Below are 17657 nucleotides of genomic sequence, written 5' to 3' on the forward strand. Positions count from 1 at the left end.
TCCGAGGGGTCAGAGGATGTCGCCCGGGGCGTACTTCGCGGCCTCCGGGTGCGCGGCCGCGACCGCCTCGATCCGCCGGACCAGCTCGGCCACCTGGGCCCCGGCCGCGCCGGTGAAGGAGAGCCGGTCGGCCAGCAGGGCGTCCAGCGCGGCCCGGTCGAGCGGGATCCGCTGGTCGGCGGCGAGCCGGTCGAGCAGCTCGTTCTGCCGGGCGCCGGCCCGCATCGCCAGCGCGGAGGCGACCGCGTGCTCCTTGATCACCTCGTGCCCGGCCTCCCGGCCGACGCCCGCCCGCACCGCGCCCATCAGCACCTTGGTGGTGGCCAGGAACGGCAGGTAGCGGTCCAGCTCGGCCTCGATCACGGCCGGGAAGGCGCCGAACTCGTCGAGGACGGTCAGGAAGGTCTCCAGCAGGCCGTCGAAGGCGAAGAAGGCGTCCGGCAGGGCCACCCGGCGGACCACCGAGCAGGAGACGTCGCCCTCGTTCCACTGGTCGCCGCCCAGCTCGGCGGTCATCGAGGCGTAGCCGCGCAGGATCACGGCCAGGCCGTTGACCCGCTCGCAGGACCGGGTGTTCATCTTGTGCGGCATCGCCGAAGAGCCGACCTGGCCCTCCTTGAAGCCCTCGGTCACCAGCTCGTGACCGGCCATCAGGCGGATGGTCTTGGCCAGGCTGGACGGCGCGGCGGAGAGCTGCACCAGCGCCGAGGTGACCTCGAAGTCCAGCGAGCGCGGGTAGACCTGGCCGACCGAGGTGAACACCTGCTCGAAGCCGAGGTGGCCGGCCACCCGGCGCTCCAGCTCGGCGAGCTTCCGGGCGTCGCCGCCGAGCAGGTCGAGCATGTCCTGGGCGGTGCCGACCGGGCCCTTGATGCCGCGCAGCGGGTAGCGGGCGATCAGCTCCTCCAGCCGGGCGAAGGCCACCAGCAGCTCGTCGGCGGTGGTCGCGAAGCGCTTGCCGAGGGTGGTGGCCTGGGCGGCGACGTTGTGCGAGCGGCCGGCCATCACCTGCTCGGCGTGCTGGGCGGCGAGCCGGCCGAGCCGGACCAGCACGGCTACCACGCGGTCCCGGACGTGCTCCAGCGACTGCCGGATCTGCAGCTGCTCGACGTTCTCGGTCAGGTCCCGGGAGGTCATCCCCTTGTGGATCTGCTCGTGGCCGGCGAGTTCGCTGAACTCCTCGATCCGGGCCTTGACGTCGTGCCGGGTGACCCGCTCGCGCCGGGCGATCGACTCCAGGTCGACCTGGTCGATCACCCGCTCGTAGTCGGCGACCGCGTTCTCGGGCACGTCGATCCCGAGATCCCGCTGGGCCTTGAGGACGGCGAGCCACAGGTGGCGTTCGAGAACGACCTTGTGCTCGGGGGACCACAGCTGGGCCAGGGTCGCCGAGGCGTACCGGGAGGCCAGGACATTGGGGATCTGGGGCTTCGCGCTCACGCTTCGCAAGCCTAACAGTCGAGGTCAGCCCGGGACGCGTCGGTCTCCGCCTCAGGCCGCCAGCAGCGGGAGCACCTGCCGGCACAGGTCGAGCAGCAGCCCGCGCTGCTCGTCGCCGAGCGACTCGAAGGCCCGGTGCGCCCGGACCATGTCGGCCCGGATCCGCTGCAGCACCTCGCTGCCCTCGTCGGTGATGGTCACGATCTTCACCCGGCGGTCGGCCTCGGCGGCCTCCCGGCGGGCCAGGCCGAGCGCCTCCAGCCGGTCGACGATGCCGGTGACGTTGGACGCGTCGCAGCCCAACTGCCCGGCCAGGGCCCGCATCGGCACCGGCTCCAGCACCACCCCGAGCGCCTTGGCCTGCGAGGAGCTCAGGCCGTGCCGGCCCGCGGCGGCGGCGAAGTCCTGGAAGTAGGCGGCACCGACGGCGGCCATCGCCTCCATGAGCTCGGCGGTGGTCACGGTGGGCGCGGCGGCAGTCGTCATCGGGGCCATGCGCCCAGGGTACGCGTGAAGCTTGAACCACTCCAGCTTTCACTATGGCAAGCGACTCCCGGCCGACCGCCCCACCGCAGCAGCCGCCCTACCGGACGAGCTGCTCGAAGAGCCTGGCCAGCTCGGCCACCGGGTCCGCGGTCAGCCCGGTGTGCACCGGCCCCGGCTGGAGCACGGCGCTGCGCGGGGCGGTCAGCCAGCGGAAGCGCTGCCCGGGGGAGTCCGCGGCCGCCGGGCCGGCCGCGGGACCGCCCGTGCAGACCTCCTCGACCCCGCGCAGCGCGCGGGCCAGGCCGGTCAGGTCCACCGCCGGGTCCAGCGCCAGCAGCTTGGCCTCCGGCAGCAGGGTGCGGACCCCGAGGTGGGCGCTCTGCCGGCAGTAGAGCAGCACCCCGACGTTGACGCACTCACCGCGCTCCACCCGGGGCACCGCGCGCAGCACGGCGTACTCGTAGTCGTACAGCTCGGTCATCGGGTCACCTCGTCGCAACCGGCGGGGACGGCGAACTCCGGGAGCCAGTCGCGCGGCCCCGCCAGCCGTGCCGCCAACCGCTCGACGTACGCGGCCCGGACCTCCTCCGGACCGGCGAACCCCGGCTCGTCGACCAGCAGTTCCCCAGGGATCGACGCGGCCGCCCCGGCCAGCAGCTCCACCGTGGCGCGCGGGGCCAACTCCCGGTCGGCGACCGCGAGATCGGGCGTGAACCGGGCCAGCGCGTGGTCGCTCGCGTCGTACCCCCGGCGGGCCCAGCCGGCCGCGCCCGCCCAGTGGTGGTGGAAGATCAGGCTGGCGCCGTGGTCGATGAGCCGCAGCCGGCCGCCCGCGACCAGCAGGTTGGGGTTGCGCCAGGAGCGGTCCACGTTGCCGATCAGCGCGTCGAACCAGACCACCCGCCCGGCCAGTTGGCGGTCCACCTCGAAGCAGAGCGGGTCGAAGTTGAGCGCGCCGCTGAGGAAGGCCAGGCCCACGTTGACCCCGCCGCTGGCCCGGATCTGCTCCTGGATCTGCTGTTCCGGCTCGCTGCGGGCCAGCACCGGGTCGAGCTCGATCCGCACCAGCTCGGGCACCGGCAGCCCGAGCGCCCGCCCCAGCTCGCCCGCCAGCACCTCGGCCACCAGCGCCTTGCGCCCCTGGGCCGCCCCGCTCCACTTGAGCGCGTAGAGCCGGTGGTCGTCGCCCTCCACCAGGCCCGGCATCGAGCCGCCCTCGCGCAGCGGCGTCACGTAACGAACAGCTGTCACCTCACGTAGCACGCGGCAACCCTACCCATCCGGGCGCCGCGCGGTGGCGGGCCCCCGGTCCACGTGCCATGGTTGCTGGGACGTGGGCCCGCACGCGGGTGCGCGCTGCCCGTTCCGTCCCACGGAAGGACGACATCATGGAACGACCCCGGATCCTGGTGGTGGGCGGCGGCTTCGCCGGGCTGGAGTGCGCCCGACGGCTGGAGCGCAAGCTCGCCCCGACCGAGGCGTGGATCACCCTGGTCACCCCGTTCAGCTACCAGCTCTACCTCCCGCTGCTGCCGCACGTCGCCGCCGGGGTGCTCACCCCGCAGTCGGTCGCGGTCTCGCTGCGCCGCTCGCTGTGCCGCACCGACGTCATCCCGGGCGGTGCGGTCGGCGTGGATCCGCGGGCCAAGGTCTGCGTGATCCGGAAGATCACCGACGAGGTGATCGCCGAGCGCTACGACTACCTGGTGATCGCCGCCGGCAGCATCACCCGGACCTTCGACATCCCCGGCCTCGACGACTACGCGCGCGGCATGAAGACCCTCGCCGAGGCCACCTACATCCGCGACCACGTGATCGCCCAGCTCGACCTCGCCTCGGCCAGCCTGGACGAGCAGGAGCGGGCCTCCCGGCTGCAGTTCGTGGTGGTCGGCGGCGGCTACGCGGGCACCGAGACCGCCGCCTGCCTGCAACGGCTGACCACGGCGGCGCTGGACCGCTACCCGCGGCTGGACCCCCGGCTGATCAAGTGGCACCTGATCGACATCGCCCCGAAGCTGATGCCCGAACTCGGCGAGCACCTCGGCACCACCGCGCTGAAGATCCTGCGCGACCGCGGCGTGGACGTCTCGCTGGGCGTCTCGGTGGCCGAGGTGAGCGCCGAGACGGTCAAGTTCACCGACGGCCGGGTGCTCCCCTGCCGCACGCTGATCTGGACCGCCGGGGTCACCGCCAGCCCGCTGATCGGCACTCTGGACGCCGAGACGGTCCGCGGCCGGATCGCGGTCACCGCCGAGATGCGGGTGCCGCAGTTCGACGGGGTCTTCGCGCTCGGCGACGTCGCCGCGGTGCCGGACCTCTCCAAGGGCGACGGTGCGGTCTGCCCGCCAACCGCCCAGCACGCCGCCCGGCAGGGCAAGCGGATGGCCGACAACCTGGTCGCCGCGCTGCGCAACCAGCCGTTGAAGCCCTACTTCCACCGGGACCTGGGCCTGGTGGTCGACCTCGGCGGCAAGGACGCGGTCTCCAAGCCGGCGCACGTGGAGATGACCGGGGTGCCCGCCCAGCTGGTCGCCCGCGGCTACCACCTGATGGCGATGCGGACCAACGTCGCCAAGACCCGGGTCGGCGTCAACTGGCTGATCAACGCGGCCGCCGGGGACGACTTCGTGCGCACCGGGTTCCTGGCCCGGCAGCCGGCCCGGCTGAGCGACCTCGAACACACCGGCGCCTACCTGAGCAAGGAAGAGATCCGCCAGTACACCCAGTCGCTGCGCGCCCAGTCCCCGTGACCCCCGTGCGGGGGTGCCGCTCCCGGCGGCACCCCCCCACGACGCGCTACTCGGCCGCCAGGTACATCCCGGAGGCGTCCTGGCCGGGCGTGTTGCGGCAGGCGAAGTTACCGGTCGGCTGAGCGTAGATCAGGGCCAGGCAGCGGCCCACCGCGAGCTGGCCGTAGTAGTTCGGGTGCAGCGACTCCTGCTCGGTGCCCTGGGTGGAGGTGCCGGCGTCCACGAAACGGGCCCACTCGGCGGTGGCGGCCGGCGGCAGGTTGCCGGGGGTGGCCATCTGGTCCGACGTGGAGCAGACCTCGTGGCCCTGCAGCATGTCGCGCAGATCCAGGAACTGCACGCCGCGATTGGCCGCGACCGCCGCCAGCTGGTTGGAGATCTCCGGCACCACGGTGTCGCGGGCCCAGTCCGAGTCCGCGTTCCAGAACGGGCAACCGCCGGTGGTCTCCCGGGTCCAGCCGCTCTCCGGGTAGCGGTTCTCCGAGCTGCGCGGGATCGGCGAGGGGTAGGACTGCAGCACGATCCGGTAGTCGCCGGCCGCGTAGCCGTCGGCGGTCATCACCGCGCGGATCTCGTCGATCGACTTGCCGACATCGGCCATCGCGGTGGCCATCTTGCCGTCGATGACGGACTGTTCGCTGCTGTTGCAGTAGGAGTCCCAGACCAGGTAGTCCTCGGCGCAGGTGGTGAGCACGTCACCGAAGCCGAGGTCGTTGCCGCCGATCGAGAGGGTGATCAGCTTGACGTCGTACTGGTTGGCGACGGTGGCGAGCTGGTCCGCCTGCGGGGCCTCGCCCTTGAGGCTCTGCCCGCCGTCGGCGGCCCGGAAGACGTTCGCGGTGGTGGCGCCGGAGCAGGCCAGGTTGATCTGCGCCTGGCCGATCGCCGCGGTGTTCACCTCGGCCGAGTCGGAACGGTCGCAGCCGCTCGCGTAGGTCGCGCCGTAGACCGTCGACGGGTCGTACGAACTGCCGTTCCAGGCACGGTCGGTGCCGTCCCGGCTGCCGCTGTTGTCGTCGCTGTTGCCCATCCAGCGACCGGCCTCGCCGGAGATGTAGCTGTCGCCCAGGGTGACGCTCGCGGTCGGACGCGAGTCGGCGTGCGCCGGGGCGGCCACCGCCAGCAGGGCGGTGGCGGAGAGCGGCAGGGTGAGCAGGGCAGCGATCAGCTGCCGGGGGCGGCGGACGAGTGTGGCGCCGCCAAGGCGTTCGGGCACGACGGAACTCCTGCGATCGGCAACTCCCCGATGTGGGGCGGGAAGTTGCTCCGAGTGAGGTGGGCCGCCGGCCGGTGGCGCGAGAAAATGTGACATGCGCGCGCTTGTTACCGCTAGGTATCGGCAGCACCATTCTCACTCTGTTACCGCACAGTTCAGTTGGCCGCAGGTGCCGTTCAGCGAGGCGCCCCCGTTCGGCGGCCGCACTTCGGGAGCCGCCGAACGGAGTCGCCGAACGGAGGCGCCGGTCAGACCGGTCGTGACCCCGATCCCGGGGCGCCGAGCACCGCGGCCAGGTCGGCGGCCAGCCGGTCCGCCTCCCCGGGGGCCATCGTCGCCACCGTCACCCGGATCCCGGGCGGCGACTCCTGGCGGAACCGGGCACCCGGCGCCACCGCCCAGCCGCGCTGCAGCAGCGCCACCACCGTCCCGGTCTCCTCCGGTACCGGCACCCAGACGTTCAACCCGCTCACCCCGTGCGCGGCGATCCCGCGCGCGGCCAGCGCGTCGAGCAGGGCGTCCCGGCGGACCCGGTAGGCGCCGGCCAGCTCGGCCACCGGCGCGGCGTCGGTGCGCCACAGCTCGGCGGCGGTGCGCTGCAGCAGGTGGCTGACCCAGCCGGTGTCCAGCCGCTGGCGGCCCAGCAGCCGGCCCACGGTGTCGCGGTCGCCGGTCAGCACGGCGAGCCGCAGGTCCGGGCCGAACGCCTTGGCCATCGAACGGACCACCACCCAGCGCTCGGTGACCGGCCGTCCGTCCGGGCCGGCGCAGACCGGGTGGAACGGCAGCGTGACGATGCCGTGCCCGTGGTCGTCCTCGATCAGCAGGGTGCCCGGGTGCTCGGCGAGGACGGCCCGCAGCCGCGCCGCGCGGTCCGCGGTGAGCGCGGCGCCGGTCGGGTTCTGCGCCCGGTTGGTGATGATCAGCGCGCGGGCGCCGGCCGCCAGCGCCGCGGCCACCGCGGCGGGCCGCGGTCCGGCGTCGTCCACCGCCACCGGCGCGATCCGCAGGCCGCGCGCGGGCAGCAGGTCGAGCAGGCTCCCCCAGCCCGGGTCCTCGGCGGCGACCAGGTCCCCGGGGCGCAGCTCGGAGGCGAGGATCCGGTCGATCGCGTCCAGCGTCCCGGCGGTGACGGCCGGGCTGCCGGAGGGCACCCCGTCGGCCCGGAACCCGGCCAAGGCCAGCGCCAGCAGCTCCGGGTCGGCCGCGGGGTGCCCGTACAGCACCGGGCCACGGTCGGCCGCGGCGGCGGCCACCGCCAGCGCGGGGGCCAGCGCCGGGAGCAGTGCCGGGTCGGGGTTGCCGTCCGCGAGGTCGCGGGCGTGCGGCGGGACCGGCACCTGCAGCCGGTCGCGCGGGGCGCCGGCCGGGCGGGGACGGATCCGGCTGCCCTTGCGCCCAGCGGTCTCGATCACCCCACGGTCGCGCAGCAGCCGGTAGGCGGCGGCCACCGTGTTGGGGTTGACCCCGAGCTCGATGGCCAGCTCGCGCAGCGGCGGCAGCGGCTGGCCCGGCCGCAGCTCCCCGTGGGCGAGCGCGCGTTCGACGTCGGCGGCGATCTCCGTAGCGCGCCGCCCCTGGATCCGATAGTCTCCTAGCACAAAAGAAATTATGCACTAGTACATAGGGGGATGTCATGTCGGCCGCCACGACCACCTCGGAAGAGACCGGTCAGTACGCCCGCACCCCGCGCACCACACCGACCCGCTACAAGGACCGGGCCAGCTGGGAGCGGGCCGAGATCCACGCCATCCTGGACACCGCCTGGGTCTGCCACCTGGGATTCGTCGTCGCCGGCGCCCCGGTGGTGCTGCCGACGATCTTCGCCCGGGTGGACGACCGGCTCTACGTGCACGGCTCCACCGGCAGCCGCCCGCTGCGCGGCGCCGGCACCGACCAGGGCCTGCCGGTCTGCCTCACCGTCACCCAGGTCGACGGGCTGGTACTCACCAAGTCGGCCTTCAACCACTCGGTCAACTTCCGATCCGTGGTGGCGCACGGCATCGCCCACCAGGTCACCGACCCGGACGAGCTGACGCTGGCCCTGAACGCCCTGGTCGACCACGCCGTGCCGGGGCGCTCGGCGGACTGCCGCCCGGCCAACCCGAAGGAGCTGGCCAAGACCGCGGTGATCCGGCTGGTGCTGGACGAGGTCTCGGCCAAGACCCGGGCCGACGGCGCCGACGACGACCCGGAGGACGCCGACCTGCCGCACTGGTCCGGCGTCGTCCCGTCCGCCACCGTCTACGGCGCCCCCGTCCCGCACCCCGGCAGCACCGCGCCGCTGCCCGGCTACCTGACGGACTTCCAGCCCGGCGGTGCGCCGTGCTGATCCGCTCCTGGGACGCCGGCACCGAAGCCGAGTGGCGCGAGTGGCTGGCCGGCCGCGACTTCGGCCTGCTGGCCGCCAACGGGCCGGCGGGCGGGGGCCCGGTCCTGGTCCCCACCCACTTCCTGCTGGACGCCGACCGCGGCGAGATCGTCCTCCACCTCGCCGCGGCCAACCCGCTGTTCGCCGCGATCCGGAGCGACCCGGCCGTCACCCTGGCGGTGACCGACGACTACGCCTTCGCGCCCGGCTACTGGCGGACCGGCACGCCGACCAGCCACTACGCCTCCGTCCACTTCCGCTGCCGCGCCGAGGTGGTCGAGGACCCGGCCGGCAAGGCGGAGATCCTCAACCGGCAGCTGGCGCACTTCCAGCCGGAGACCCCGCAGACCCGGGTCACCCCCGGCGCGGAGCCGTTCGGCCCCCAGCTGTCCGGCATCCGCGGGCTGCGGCTGACGATCCAGCAGGTCCGGGCCAAGTTCAAGTACGACGACAAGCTCCCGGCCGCCGAGCAGGCCGCCCAGGCCGACCGGCTGGCCGAGCGCGGAGCCCCCGGCGACCAGGGCACCCGGGAGCAGCTGCTGCGGCGCAACGCCCGGCGCACCGGCGGCTGCCCGGCCGACTGAGAGCGGCCGGCTGAGCCGGACGGGTCTCCCCCGTGGCGACTCCCGGCTCCGGTGCCGGAGTGCCGGGCGGTCGGCTGATCTGATGGTATGGACCATGCCCAGCCACCGCCCCGGGAGCCCGCCGTGACCACGACCACGCCGGCCGAGAGCGCCGCTGGCGCCCATCTCGGCCATGTCGTCTTCATCTCCGCCGCCGCGGCCATGGGTGGCTTCCTCTTCGGCTACGACAGCGCGGTCATCAACGGTGCCGTCACCGGGATCCAGCGGCACTTCCACGTCGGCAGCGCCGAGACCGCGTTCGTGGTCGCCATCGCCCTGCTCGGCTCGGCCGCCGGGGCGGTGGCGGCCGGCTGGCTGGCCGACCGCCTCGGCCGGGTCCGCACCATGCTGCTGGCCGCGGTGCTCTTCGCGATCAGCGGCGTCGGCTCGATGTTCCCGCCCAGCGTGCAGGTGCTCGGCTTCTGGCGGGTGCTCGGCGGAATCGCCATCGGGATCGCCTCGGTGATCGCGCCGACCTACATCGCCGAGGTCTCCCCGCCCGCCTACCGCGGCCGGCTGGCCTCGTTCCAGCAGATGGCGATCGTGCTCGGGATCACCGTCTCCCAGCTGGCCAACTACGCGCTGAACCAGGCGGCCGGCGGCGAGTCCACCAACCACCTGGCCGGTATCGACGCCTGGCGCTGGATGCTCGGCGTGGAGGCCGTGCCGGCGGTGATCTACGGACTGATGGCGCTGGCCATCCCGGAGTCCCCGCGCTTCCTGATCGCCGCCGGCCGCGAGGAGCGGGCCCGCGCGGTGCTGACCGAGGTCGAGGGCACCGGGGTGGACCTGGACGCCCGGGTGGCGGAGATCCGGGCCGTGCTGCACAGCGCCCACAAGCCTCAGCTGGGCGACCTGCGGGGCGGTCGGTTCGGGCTGCTGCCGATCGTCTGGATCGGTATCGGCGCCTCGGTCTTCCAGCAGTTCGTCGGCATCAACGTGATCTTCTACTACTCCTCGCTGCTCTGGCAGTCGGTCGGCATCAACGAGAGCAACTCGCTGCTGATCAGCCTCTCCACCTCGATCATCAACGTGATCGGCACGGTGGTCGCGATGCTGCTGGTGGACCGGATCGGCCGCAAGCCGCTGGCACTGGCCGGCTCGACCGGCATGGCGCTCGCGCTGGGCGCCGCGGCCTGGGCGTTCTCCTACCGGCACGGCGCCGACGGCCACGCCACCCTGCCCAGCCTGCAGGGCACCGTCGCCCTGGTGGCCGCGCACGTCTTCGTCTTCTGCTTCGCCTTCTCCTGGGGCGTGGTGGTCTGGGTGCTGCTCGGCGAGATGTTCCCCAACCGGATCCGCGCGGTGGCGCTCTCGGTGGCCGCCTCGGCGCAGTGGATCGCCAACTGGGCGGTCACCGTCTCCTTCCCCAGCCTCTCGAACTGGGACCTGTCGGCCGCCTACGTCATCTACGCCTGCTTCGCACTGCTCTCCATCCCGTTCGTGGCCTTCTGCATCAGGGAGACCCGCGGCCGGGCGCTGGAGGAGATGGGCTGACCGGGCCGCGCGACACGCCCGGCCGGAGCGGCGGCTGACGGTCGCTCACCTCCCCTCCGCATACCATCGTGCCCGCGGGCCGCCCCGGCCCGGGCCGCACCTGCCAGATCCTCTCGCGGCGTCGTCCCCGCCGCGCCCGCCCGCGGCCCACCTGGAGCAGCCCGATGGCCGATCCCGCCGCTGCCGGAGCCGGCACTGGCCGGCAGAACGTCACCTTCCCCAGCAACGGGAGTCAGGCCCACGGCTATCTGGCCCTCCCGCCGAGCGGCCGGGGACCGGGCCTGCTGGTGGTCCAGGAGTGGTGGGGGCTGACCGACCACATCGCGGGCATGGTCGACCGGTTCGCCGCCGAGGGGTTCCTGGCGCTGGCGCCCGACCTGTACGGCGGCGTCACCACGCACGACCGGGCCGAGGCCGCCGAGCTGCTCAAGCGGCTCCCGGTCGAGGGCGCGGTGCGCGACCTGCGCGGCGCCGTCGACTTCCTGCTGGGGCACTCGGCGCTGGTCGGCGACGCGATCGCGGTGGTCGGCTTCTGCATGGGCGGCGGCTTCGCGCTGCGGCTGGCCGCGCTGGAGGGCGACCGGGTGGCGGCCGTCGTCCCGTTCTACGGCCTGCCGCGGGAGCCCGGCTACGACTACCGCGGCCTGACCGCGCACGTGCTGGGCCACTTCGCCGAACACGACCACGGGCTGCCGCCGGAGACCGTGGACGAGGCGGCGATCCTGATCGGCGAGGCCACCGACCGGCGGCCGGAGATCCACTTCTACCCCGCCGGGCACGCCTTCATGAACGAGGAGAACCCGCTCGGCAGCTACGACCCGCTGCAGGCCGAGGTCGCCTGGCGCCGCACCCTGAGCTTCCTCCGCGGCCACCTCGGCTGACCCCGGACAGGGGGACGGCCGGTTACCGACCCGTACCGTGGACAGCCGACGATGCCACCGTCATAGTCGGCGAGTGCCGAACCGAACCGACGCCCCCGCCCGCCGTTTCGCCTGGGCGGGACGCAGCTACCTGATCCAGACCGGCGCGACCGTGGTCAGCGGCCTCGGCAACGCCGGCGCCCCGATCGCCACCGCCTTCGCGGTGCTGGCGATGGGCGGCGGTGCGACCGGGATCGGGTCCGTCATCGCGGCCCGGCTGCTGGCCACCGTGCTCTTCCTGCTGCTCGGCGGCGCGGTGGCGGACCGGCTGCCGCGGCACCGGGTGATGGTGGCGGCCAACGTCGGCAACGCGCTCTCCCAGGGCGTGCTGGCCGCGCTGGTGCTCTCCGGCTCGGCGCGGCTGTGGGAGGTGGTGCTGCTCTCCGCGGCGGGCGGGGTGGGCCAGGCCTTCTTCACCCCCGCGGCCGAGGGCGTGATCATGGAGTCGGTCGACCAGCGGCAGGCGCCGCGCGCCTTCGCGCTCTTCCGAACCGCGATGAACTCCTCGCAGATCGGCGGCGCGGCGCTCGGCGGGGCGATGGTGGCCGCGGTCGGACCGGGCTGGGTGCTGGCGCTGGACGCCTGCTGCTTCGCCGCGGCCGGCGCGCTGCGACTCCTGCTGCGGGCGCCGGCCCCGGCGGCACGGCCGGCCGGTCCCGGCCTGCTCGCCGAACTCCGGGACGGCTGGCGGGAGTTCGCCTCCAGGCGCTGGCTGTGGACGGTGGTGGTGCAGTACGGCGTGGTGAACACCTGCCTGATCGCCGCCGAGTCGGTGCTCGGGCCGATCGTCGCCGACCAGCGGCTCGGCGGCGCCCGGCCGTGGGGGCTGGCGAACGCCGCGATGGGCGTCGGGCTGGTGCTCAGCGGGCTGCTGCTGGTGCGCCGCCAGCCGCGCCGGATCCTGCTGGCCGGCAACGTCGGGATGCTGCTCTTCGCGCTGCCCGCCGCCGCGTTGGCGGCCGGCGCGCCCCTCCCGGTGCTGGCCTGGGCGATGTTCGCCTCCGGCACCGGCGGCACGCTCTTCGGCGTCAGCTGGATGATCGCCCTTCAGCAGGAGATCCCGGCCGCCAAGTTCTCCCGGGTCGCCGCGTACGACTGGTGCGGCTCGGTGGCACTGGCCCCGGTCGGCACGGCGCTGGCCGGGCCGCTGGCCGGCGGGCTGGGGCTGAGCGGCGCGCTCTGGGCCTGCGCCGGACTGATGACACTGCTCTCGCTGCTGGTGCTGGCCGTCCCCGAGGTCCGCCGGCTCACCCGTTCCCCGGCGATCGGCACGGTTGGCGAGGTCACCGCCACTCAGGCGGTCCCCGAGACCGCGACCGCCTGACGCCCCGACCGTCCCCGCTCGCATCGGACCTCCTGGCAGGGCCGGCCCCGACCGGCTCCGCCGGGTTCCGCTAGGGTCTCGCTCCGCGGTACCGCGCGGCGCGGACGACAAGCGTGACTACAAGGGGCAGGGCATCCATGGACCGGCGGGGCTCGTTCGCGACACTCGAACGGGCGGTGAGCGTCGCCGACGGCGGTGGTCCGCCCGCTGGCACCAATCGCTTCGCACGCTGGGCGCGCACCTGCGGCCTGCTGGCGCTGGTGCCGTTCGCCCTGGTCTTCGGGGTGATCGCCCTGGTGCAGGTGCGGCGCAGCGGGCAGCGGGGCAAGGGCCTGGCGATCACGGGCCTGGTCGCCGCGGTGGTGTGGCCCATGCTCTTCTACGACGTGGCCGACATGCTCAGCTCCCACGTGCAACGGAACCGGGACGGCGGGGTCTCCGAGACCCAGGTGGACAGCGTCTTCGACCTGCGGCCGGGGGACTGCTTCACGGTGCGCTCCAAGGACGCCGACGGCGGGATCCAGTGGGTCGCCCTCGTCCCCTGCGCCCAGGCGCACGACGGCAGGGTGTACGCGACGCCGGTGCTGACCTACAACGCGTCCCTCCCGTCCGACGCGGCGGCCAAGGCGGCCTGTGCGCAGGCCCTACCGGCCTCGACGCCCACCAACGCCTCGGTCGGTTACCTCTACCCGGACGCGCTCGACTACTCCCAGGGGCACGGCCGGGCGTCCTGCTTCACGGATTCCTGACAGCGGGTCGGTTGACCCGACCGGGACGGAGGCACGGTGACACGTGTTCCGGGCTGGAGTCGACACCCGGCCGCCCGAGGCCGGCGGAACCGGCACCGGGTCCGGGTCCGGTCGAGTGGGGCCGGTGGGCGCGCCAGTTCGCTCAGCCGTCCCGTCGCAGCACCTGCCGCCACCCCTGGCGCGCCACCGCCGCCGGTGGGCGCGCCCACGACGGGGTCGGTGCCGTCGGGACGACCGGAGGTGCGGGGACGGCCGGACGCGTGGGGAAGGCCGGGGCGCTCGGCGGCGGGTCGGTGACGGGGCCGGTGAAGTACTCGGCGTCCTTGGGCCGGTGGGCGAGTTGCCGGGCACCGCGGCTCGCCGGCTCCAGGTGCGGGATGTGCTTGGAGCAGTGGATGTAGGCCTCGTCGACCGAGATGTGGACCCACAGCTCGGTCCGGCGTCCCGGCGCGGTCTCGACCGGCAGGTGCGGGTAGGCGGTGCGCAGCGCGTCGTCGGGGCGCAGGTGGGCGGTGCCGTTGACGTGCAGGCCGATCCGGTCGCCGGTGAAGTCGAGGAAGAGCAGGCCGAGATGGGGATTCTCGGTGATGTTCCCGGCACTCGCCATGACACCGTTGCCGCGGTACTCGGGATAGGCCAGTGTGTGGTCGTCGAGGACGAGGACGAATCCGGGCGGGCCGGCCCGGAAGCTGGCGTCGCAGGCCCCCTCGGCGTCCGCGGTGGACAGGAAGACCATGGTCTGGCGGGCGATGAAGGCCTGCATCTGTGGTGTCAGGTGCGGGCGGACCTGGCGCTGGTAGAAGTCCGCGGCGCGCTCGGCGGTGCCGCGCAGTTGCTGCAGCCGGTGCTCGCCGGCCGAGCCGAAACGGGTGTCGGCGCGACCTTCGGGACGGGGCTGGTGAGCGTTGTCGAAGCCACCGTCGAGGCCGTTGTCGGAGCCGGTGCCGGCGTCGTCGTCAAGGCCCTCGGTGGAGCCGGAGGCGGGCTGGGTCACGAGGGGTCCACCAGATCGATCGAAACGAACGGGTCGTGGTGGATGCGCTCCAGTGGGATCCCACCGCGGCGCAGGATCCGCGCGGCGGCCACGATCATCGGGCCCGGTCCGGCGAGGTAGGCGTCGTGCCGCGGCCACGGCCCACAGCTGGCCAGGGCTTGGAGCAGTTGGTCGCCGCCACCCCTGCCGACCGACTGCTCGTCGGCGACGGCCGCCCGGATGGTGAGCCAGGGGTGGCGCCGCGACAGCTCGTACAGGTCGTCGAGCGCGTAGAGCTCCTCGAAGCTGCGGGCACCGACGAAGAGGTCGAGGGGCAGTTGCCGGCCGTCCAGGACGGCCTGTTCGATCAGCGCCCGGATCGGCGCGAGCCCGGTGCCGCCGGCCACGCACACCGCGCCCCGCTGCGACCCGCGGTCCAGCACCATGTCGCCCAGCGGGGCGCCGAGCCGCAGGACGTCACCGACCACGGCCCGGCGCACCAGGGCATTGCTGATCCGGCCGCCGGTGACCGCCCGGACCTGGAAGGTGATGCTCCCGTCCGGGCGCGCGGCGTTCGCCGGGGAGTAGTAGCGCCAGATCTTGGGCCACCAGGGCGTCTCCATGCCGACGAACTGCCCACCGGTGAACGGGTACGGCTGGTCCGTCCGCACGGTGATCTCCGCGAGGTCGGCGGAGCGGCGCAGGTGGCCGACGATGCGGGCCTGCCAGACCGCGGGCCGGTGCCGCGCGTCGTCGATGGCGGCCTGGTCCATGGTCCGCGCGGCGGCGTTGTAGGCCCGGGTCCAGGCGGCGGCGACCTCGTCGGTCCAGGCCGGGCCCGCGAAGTGCTCCAGGGTGGCGAGCAGGCACTCGCCGACCGCCGGGTAGTGGGCGCTCAGCGTGCCGAACTTGCGGTGGTCACGGCCCAGGTTGCCGCAGAAGGTCACCAGGTTCGCGGGATCGTCGACGAGTTCGACGATCAGCAGCAGGGCGCGCACCAGCCGGTCGTGCTGGACGTCCATCTGGGCCGGGAACAACTCGCGGACCTGCGGGTACCGGTCGAACAGCATGGCGTAGAAGAACCTTGGCAGGTCGGCCGCGTACGGCTCGACCGCGGCCACGCTCGCCCGGACCAGGTCGATCTCGCGCGCCGTCAACAGTTGGCCCGGTTCGGGCGACTCCACGGCCGGTGTCGTTGACCAGTCACCCTGTGGAGCCGGCTGAGTGGCGACGCCTCCGGTGGAGCGGTCGGCGCGGAACTTCACGGTACGGCTCTCCAGTCCAGTTCGTCACCCCCTGTGAACTGTGGTTACCCAGCATGGACCCGACAGATTCTGCCCAGTCACCCAGGCCGCGCCAAGCGGCATTCTGTGAAACCTGTGTGCGCATGGGTTTCTTGCCAGAACGGGAGGCACCTGGTACTGGTCCGTGGACTCGGCGTCGTCCCCCACTGATGTGCGAGGTCCTCGGATCCCCGCCGCGAGGGGGTGCTGTCCGAGGCCCCGTCGCCACTGTCGCTGACGGCCGCCCGCCCTGGGATGCGCCCCCGAAGTGGGAAGAATTGCGCAGAGAGTATGGAGGAGATCACGGTTCGGGCGATGCCGGGAGGGTGAACGCGTGCGTGACTCCGTGCCGGCCGCGGCGTCCCCACCCGCCGAAACAGCGCACAGGACACCGTCCTTGACGCGACACCGCCCGGGTCCCCCGCCCCGGGCGGCCGTTCACCCCAAGCATTGAACGGATCCGATATATTGACGTCTTGACAGGTTCAGGAGTTGAATTCTGGCCAGCCGAGCATCAGTTGGGGACGCCGGGGCGGCTTCCGGCCGGTTCGAACGGATCGCGGCCCGGCGTGTCCCCCGTCCGCTCCTCTCCCGGGGGGCGGCCACCGGACTCTGGGAGCCGCAGATGATCGACGCAACCCGCCTCTGGCATGCCGTCCGCCACCCAAGTCCGCGTTCCCGCCGCTGGCGCCGGCCGGCGCTGGTGGCGACGCTGGGACTGCTGACCGCGCTGGGGCTGCTGGCCGCGCTGGTGACCACCCCGGTCACCGCGGGCGCGGCGACCGTGCCCGCGGCACCGTCGGGGTGGACGACGGTGTTCAGCGACGACTTCGCCGGGCCGGCCGGCAGTGCGCCCTCCGCGTCGAGCTGGGCGTACGACACCGGCCCCGGATCGAACTTCGGGACCGGTGAGATCGAGACGATGACCAACTCGACCGCCAACGTCCACCTCGACGGCAACGGTCACCTGGACATCACCGCGCTGAACGGCGGCGGCGGTTGGACGTCCGGCCGGATCCACACGCCCGGCGCGGTGGTCGGGGCGCCGGTGGGCGGCAAGCTGGAGGTCACGGCCTCGATCGAGCAACCCGACCCGGGGAGCGGAGCCGGGTACTGGCCCGCGTTCTGGATGCTGGGTCCCGGGCAGTGGCCCGAGAACGGTGAGATCGACATCATGGAGGACGTCAACGCGCTCTCGGAGGTCGCGGGCACGATCCACTGCGGTACCGATCCTGGTGGCCCGTGCAACGAGGGCAACGGGATCGGCAGTGGCCTGCGGGCCTGTCCGGGTTGCCAGACCGGTTACCACACCTACTCGATGATCCTGGACCGGACGAACCCGGCGGCCGAGTCGGTGACCTGGTACCTCGACGGCAACCAGTACTTCAGCGTGAACGAGGGCCAGGTCGGCGCCGCGACCTGGCAGCAGGCGTTCGACCACAACATGTCGATCATCTTCGACCTCGCCATCGGCGGCGGCTTCCCCAACGGTGTGTGCGGCTGCACCACGCCGGGGGCGGGTACCAGTTCGGGCGCCACGATGAGCGTCGGCTACGTCGCCGCCTACACCACGACCGGCGGGGGCGGGGGCGGGGGTGGGGGCACCGGGCAGATCACGGGTTACGGCGGCCTGTGCCTGGACGACCGTTCGGCCAGCACCGCCGACTACAACCCGGTTCAGGTGTACACCTGCAACCAGACCACCGCGCAGCAGTGGACCGTGGTGGCGGCGGGCAGCACCTTGCAGGTCCTGGGCAAGTGCCTGGACGTCTACGCGGCCGGTACCGCCAACGGCACACCGGTCGACCTCTACGACTGCAACGGCACCGGCGCGCAGGTCTGGATCCCCCGATCCGACGGCTCGCTGTACAACCCCGAGTCGAACAGGTGCCTGGACGACACTGGTTGGTCCACCACGCCGGGCACCCAGGCGCAGATCTGGGACTGCACGGGCGGGGCCAACCAGAAGTGGGTCCTGCCGTCCTGACCTCCCACCACGGCGAGCCGGGACGACCGCCCGGATCA

16 protein-coding genes are annotated in these 17657 nt (G+C 73.3%); 8 read left to right on the top strand and 8 right to left on the bottom strand.

The window, feature by feature from the left end; translation table 11 throughout:
• Positions 1-9: 9 nt before the first annotated feature.
• The 4 genes from purB to ACIGXM_RS28275 form a co-directional block, all read right to left on the bottom strand.
• Positions 10-1440: an adenylosuccinate lyase gene (gene purB / locus ACIGXM_RS28260; RefSeq protein ID WP_396565683.1), complete on the bottom strand. Its 1431-nt coding sequence runs from the start codon at positions 1438-1440 to the stop codon at positions 10-12.
• Between the two features lie 51 nt (positions 1441-1491).
• Positions 1492-1935, bottom strand: coding sequence for a MarR family winged helix-turn-helix transcriptional regulator (locus tag ACIGXM_RS28265; RefSeq protein WP_396565685.1), 444 nt, complete (start codon positions 1933-1935; stop codon positions 1492-1494).
• An 88-nt stretch (positions 1936-2023) separates the two neighbouring features.
• On the bottom strand, positions 2024-2407 hold the full coding sequence (locus ACIGXM_RS28270) for a DUF3037 domain-containing protein (RefSeq protein ID WP_396565687.1): 384 nt from the start codon (positions 2405-2407) through the stop codon (positions 2024-2026).
• Positions 2404-3189 (bottom strand): HipA family kinase, encoded by a 786-nt coding sequence (locus ACIGXM_RS28275; protein ID WP_396565689.1) that lies wholly within the window; start codon positions 3187-3189, stop codon positions 2404-2406. The genes ACIGXM_RS28270 and ACIGXM_RS28275 overlap by 4 nt, the downstream gene beginning before the upstream one ends.
• Positions 3190-3314: 125 nt before the next feature.
• Here ACIGXM_RS28275 and ACIGXM_RS28280 point away from each other — a divergent pair, with 125 nt between their 5' ends.
• Entirely contained in the window at positions 3315-4676 is a 1362-nt protein-coding gene (locus ACIGXM_RS28280; RefSeq protein ID WP_396565691.1) for an NAD(P)/FAD-dependent oxidoreductase, read from the top strand.
• A 46-nt stretch (positions 4677-4722) separates the two neighbouring features.
• On the opposite strand, the gene ACIGXM_RS28285 is transcribed toward ACIGXM_RS28280, so the two are convergent.
• Together ACIGXM_RS28285 and ACIGXM_RS28290 are read right to left on the bottom strand one after the other, a co-directional pair.
• Positions 4723-5892, bottom strand: coding sequence for a GDSL-type esterase/lipase family protein (locus tag ACIGXM_RS28285; protein WP_396565693.1), 1170 nt, complete (start codon positions 5890-5892; stop codon positions 4723-4725).
• Between the two features lie 248 nt (positions 5893-6140).
• Positions 6141-7493 (bottom strand): aminotransferase class I/II-fold pyridoxal phosphate-dependent enzyme, encoded by a 1353-nt coding sequence (locus ACIGXM_RS28290; protein ID WP_396565695.1) that lies wholly within the window; start codon positions 7491-7493, stop codon positions 6141-6143.
• Between the two features lie 35 nt (positions 7494-7528).
• Here ACIGXM_RS28290 and ACIGXM_RS28295 point away from each other — a divergent pair, with 35 nt between their 5' ends.
• From ACIGXM_RS28295 to ACIGXM_RS28320, 6 genes are all read left to right on the top strand, one after another.
• Positions 7529-8224, top strand: a complete 696-nt coding sequence (locus ACIGXM_RS28295) for a pyridoxamine 5'-phosphate oxidase family protein (protein WP_396565697.1) — start codon at positions 7529-7531, stop codon at positions 8222-8224.
• Complete coding sequence (locus tag ACIGXM_RS28300) at positions 8218-8847, top strand: FMN-binding negative transcriptional regulator (protein WP_396565699.1); 630 nt, start codon at positions 8218-8220, stop codon at positions 8845-8847. Before ACIGXM_RS28295 ends, ACIGXM_RS28300 begins: the two co-directional genes overlap by 7 nt.
• Before the next feature lie 123 nt (positions 8848-8970).
• The gene (locus tag ACIGXM_RS28305; protein WP_396565701.1) at positions 8971-10383 is read left to right on the top strand and encodes a sugar porter family MFS transporter; all 1413 of its coding nucleotides are present in this window, start codon (positions 8971-8973) and stop codon (positions 10381-10383) included.
• Positions 10384-10547: 164 nt separating this feature from the next.
• The gene (locus ACIGXM_RS28310; protein ID WP_396565703.1) at positions 10548-11264 is read left to right on the top strand and encodes a dienelactone hydrolase family protein; all 717 of its coding nucleotides are present in this window, start codon (positions 10548-10550) and stop codon (positions 11262-11264) included.
• Positions 11265-11337: 73 nt separating this feature from the next.
• Positions 11338-12627: an MFS transporter gene (locus tag ACIGXM_RS28315; protein ID WP_396565705.1), complete on the top strand. Its 1290-nt coding sequence runs from the start codon at positions 11338-11340 to the stop codon at positions 12625-12627.
• A gap of 137 nt (positions 12628-12764) precedes the next feature.
• Positions 12765-13376, top strand: a complete 612-nt coding sequence (locus tag ACIGXM_RS28320; RefSeq protein ID WP_396565707.1) for a DUF4190 domain-containing protein — start codon at positions 12765-12767, stop codon at positions 13374-13376.
• A 142-nt stretch (positions 13377-13518) separates the two neighbouring features.
• Here the strand turns inward: ACIGXM_RS28320 and ACIGXM_RS28325 are convergent, their stop codons facing one another.
• Both ACIGXM_RS28325 and ACIGXM_RS28330 read right to left on the bottom strand, forming a co-directional pair.
• Complete coding sequence (locus ACIGXM_RS28325; protein WP_396565753.1) at positions 13519-14217, bottom strand: pyridoxamine 5'-phosphate oxidase family protein; 699 nt, start codon at positions 14215-14217, stop codon at positions 13519-13521.
• 149 nt (positions 14218-14366) lie between these two features.
• The gene (locus tag ACIGXM_RS28330; protein WP_396565709.1) at positions 14367-15533 is read right to left on the bottom strand and encodes a globin domain-containing protein; all 1167 of its coding nucleotides are present in this window, start codon (positions 15531-15533) and stop codon (positions 14367-14369) included.
• Between the two features lie 724 nt (positions 15534-16257).
• On the opposite strand from ACIGXM_RS28330, the gene ACIGXM_RS28335 reads away from it, so the two are divergent.
• The gene (locus ACIGXM_RS28335) at positions 16258-17619 is read left to right on the top strand and encodes a ricin-type beta-trefoil lectin domain protein (protein WP_396565711.1); all 1362 of its coding nucleotides are present in this window, start codon (positions 16258-16260) and stop codon (positions 17617-17619) included.
• Positions 17620-17657 lie beyond the last annotated feature (38 nt).

This window comes from Kitasatospora sp. NPDC052896 (genome assembly GCF_044547075.1).
Lineage (GTDB): Bacteria > Actinomycetota > Actinomycetes > Streptomycetales > Streptomycetaceae > Kitasatospora.

Excerpts from the sequence above, each read along its gene's own strand:
- ACIGXM_RS28265 (WP_396565685.1), bottom strand. The coding sequence starts at position 1,935 with ATGGCCCCGATGACGACTGCCGCCGCGCCCACCGTGACCACCGCCGAG.
- ACIGXM_RS28270 (WP_396565687.1), bottom strand. The coding sequence starts at position 2,407 with ATGACCGAGCTGTACGACTACGAGTACGCCGTGCTGCGCGCGGTGCCC.
- ACIGXM_RS28280 (WP_396565691.1), top strand. The coding sequence starts at position 3,315 with ATGGAACGACCCCGGATCCTGGTGGTGGGCGGCGGCTTCGCCGGGCTG.
- ACIGXM_RS28295 (WP_396565697.1), top strand. The coding sequence starts at position 7,529 with ATGTCGGCCGCCACGACCACCTCGGAAGAGACCGGTCAGTACGCCCGC.
- ACIGXM_RS28310 (WP_396565703.1), top strand. The coding sequence starts at position 10,548 with ATGGCCGATCCCGCCGCTGCCGGAGCCGGCACTGGCCGGCAGAACGTC.
- ACIGXM_RS28320 (WP_396565707.1), top strand. The coding sequence starts at position 12,765 with ATGGACCGGCGGGGCTCGTTCGCGACACTCGAACGGGCGGTGAGCGTC.
- ACIGXM_RS28335 (WP_396565711.1), top strand. The coding sequence starts at position 16,258 with ATGATCGACGCAACCCGCCTCTGGCATGCCGTCCGCCACCCAAGTCCG.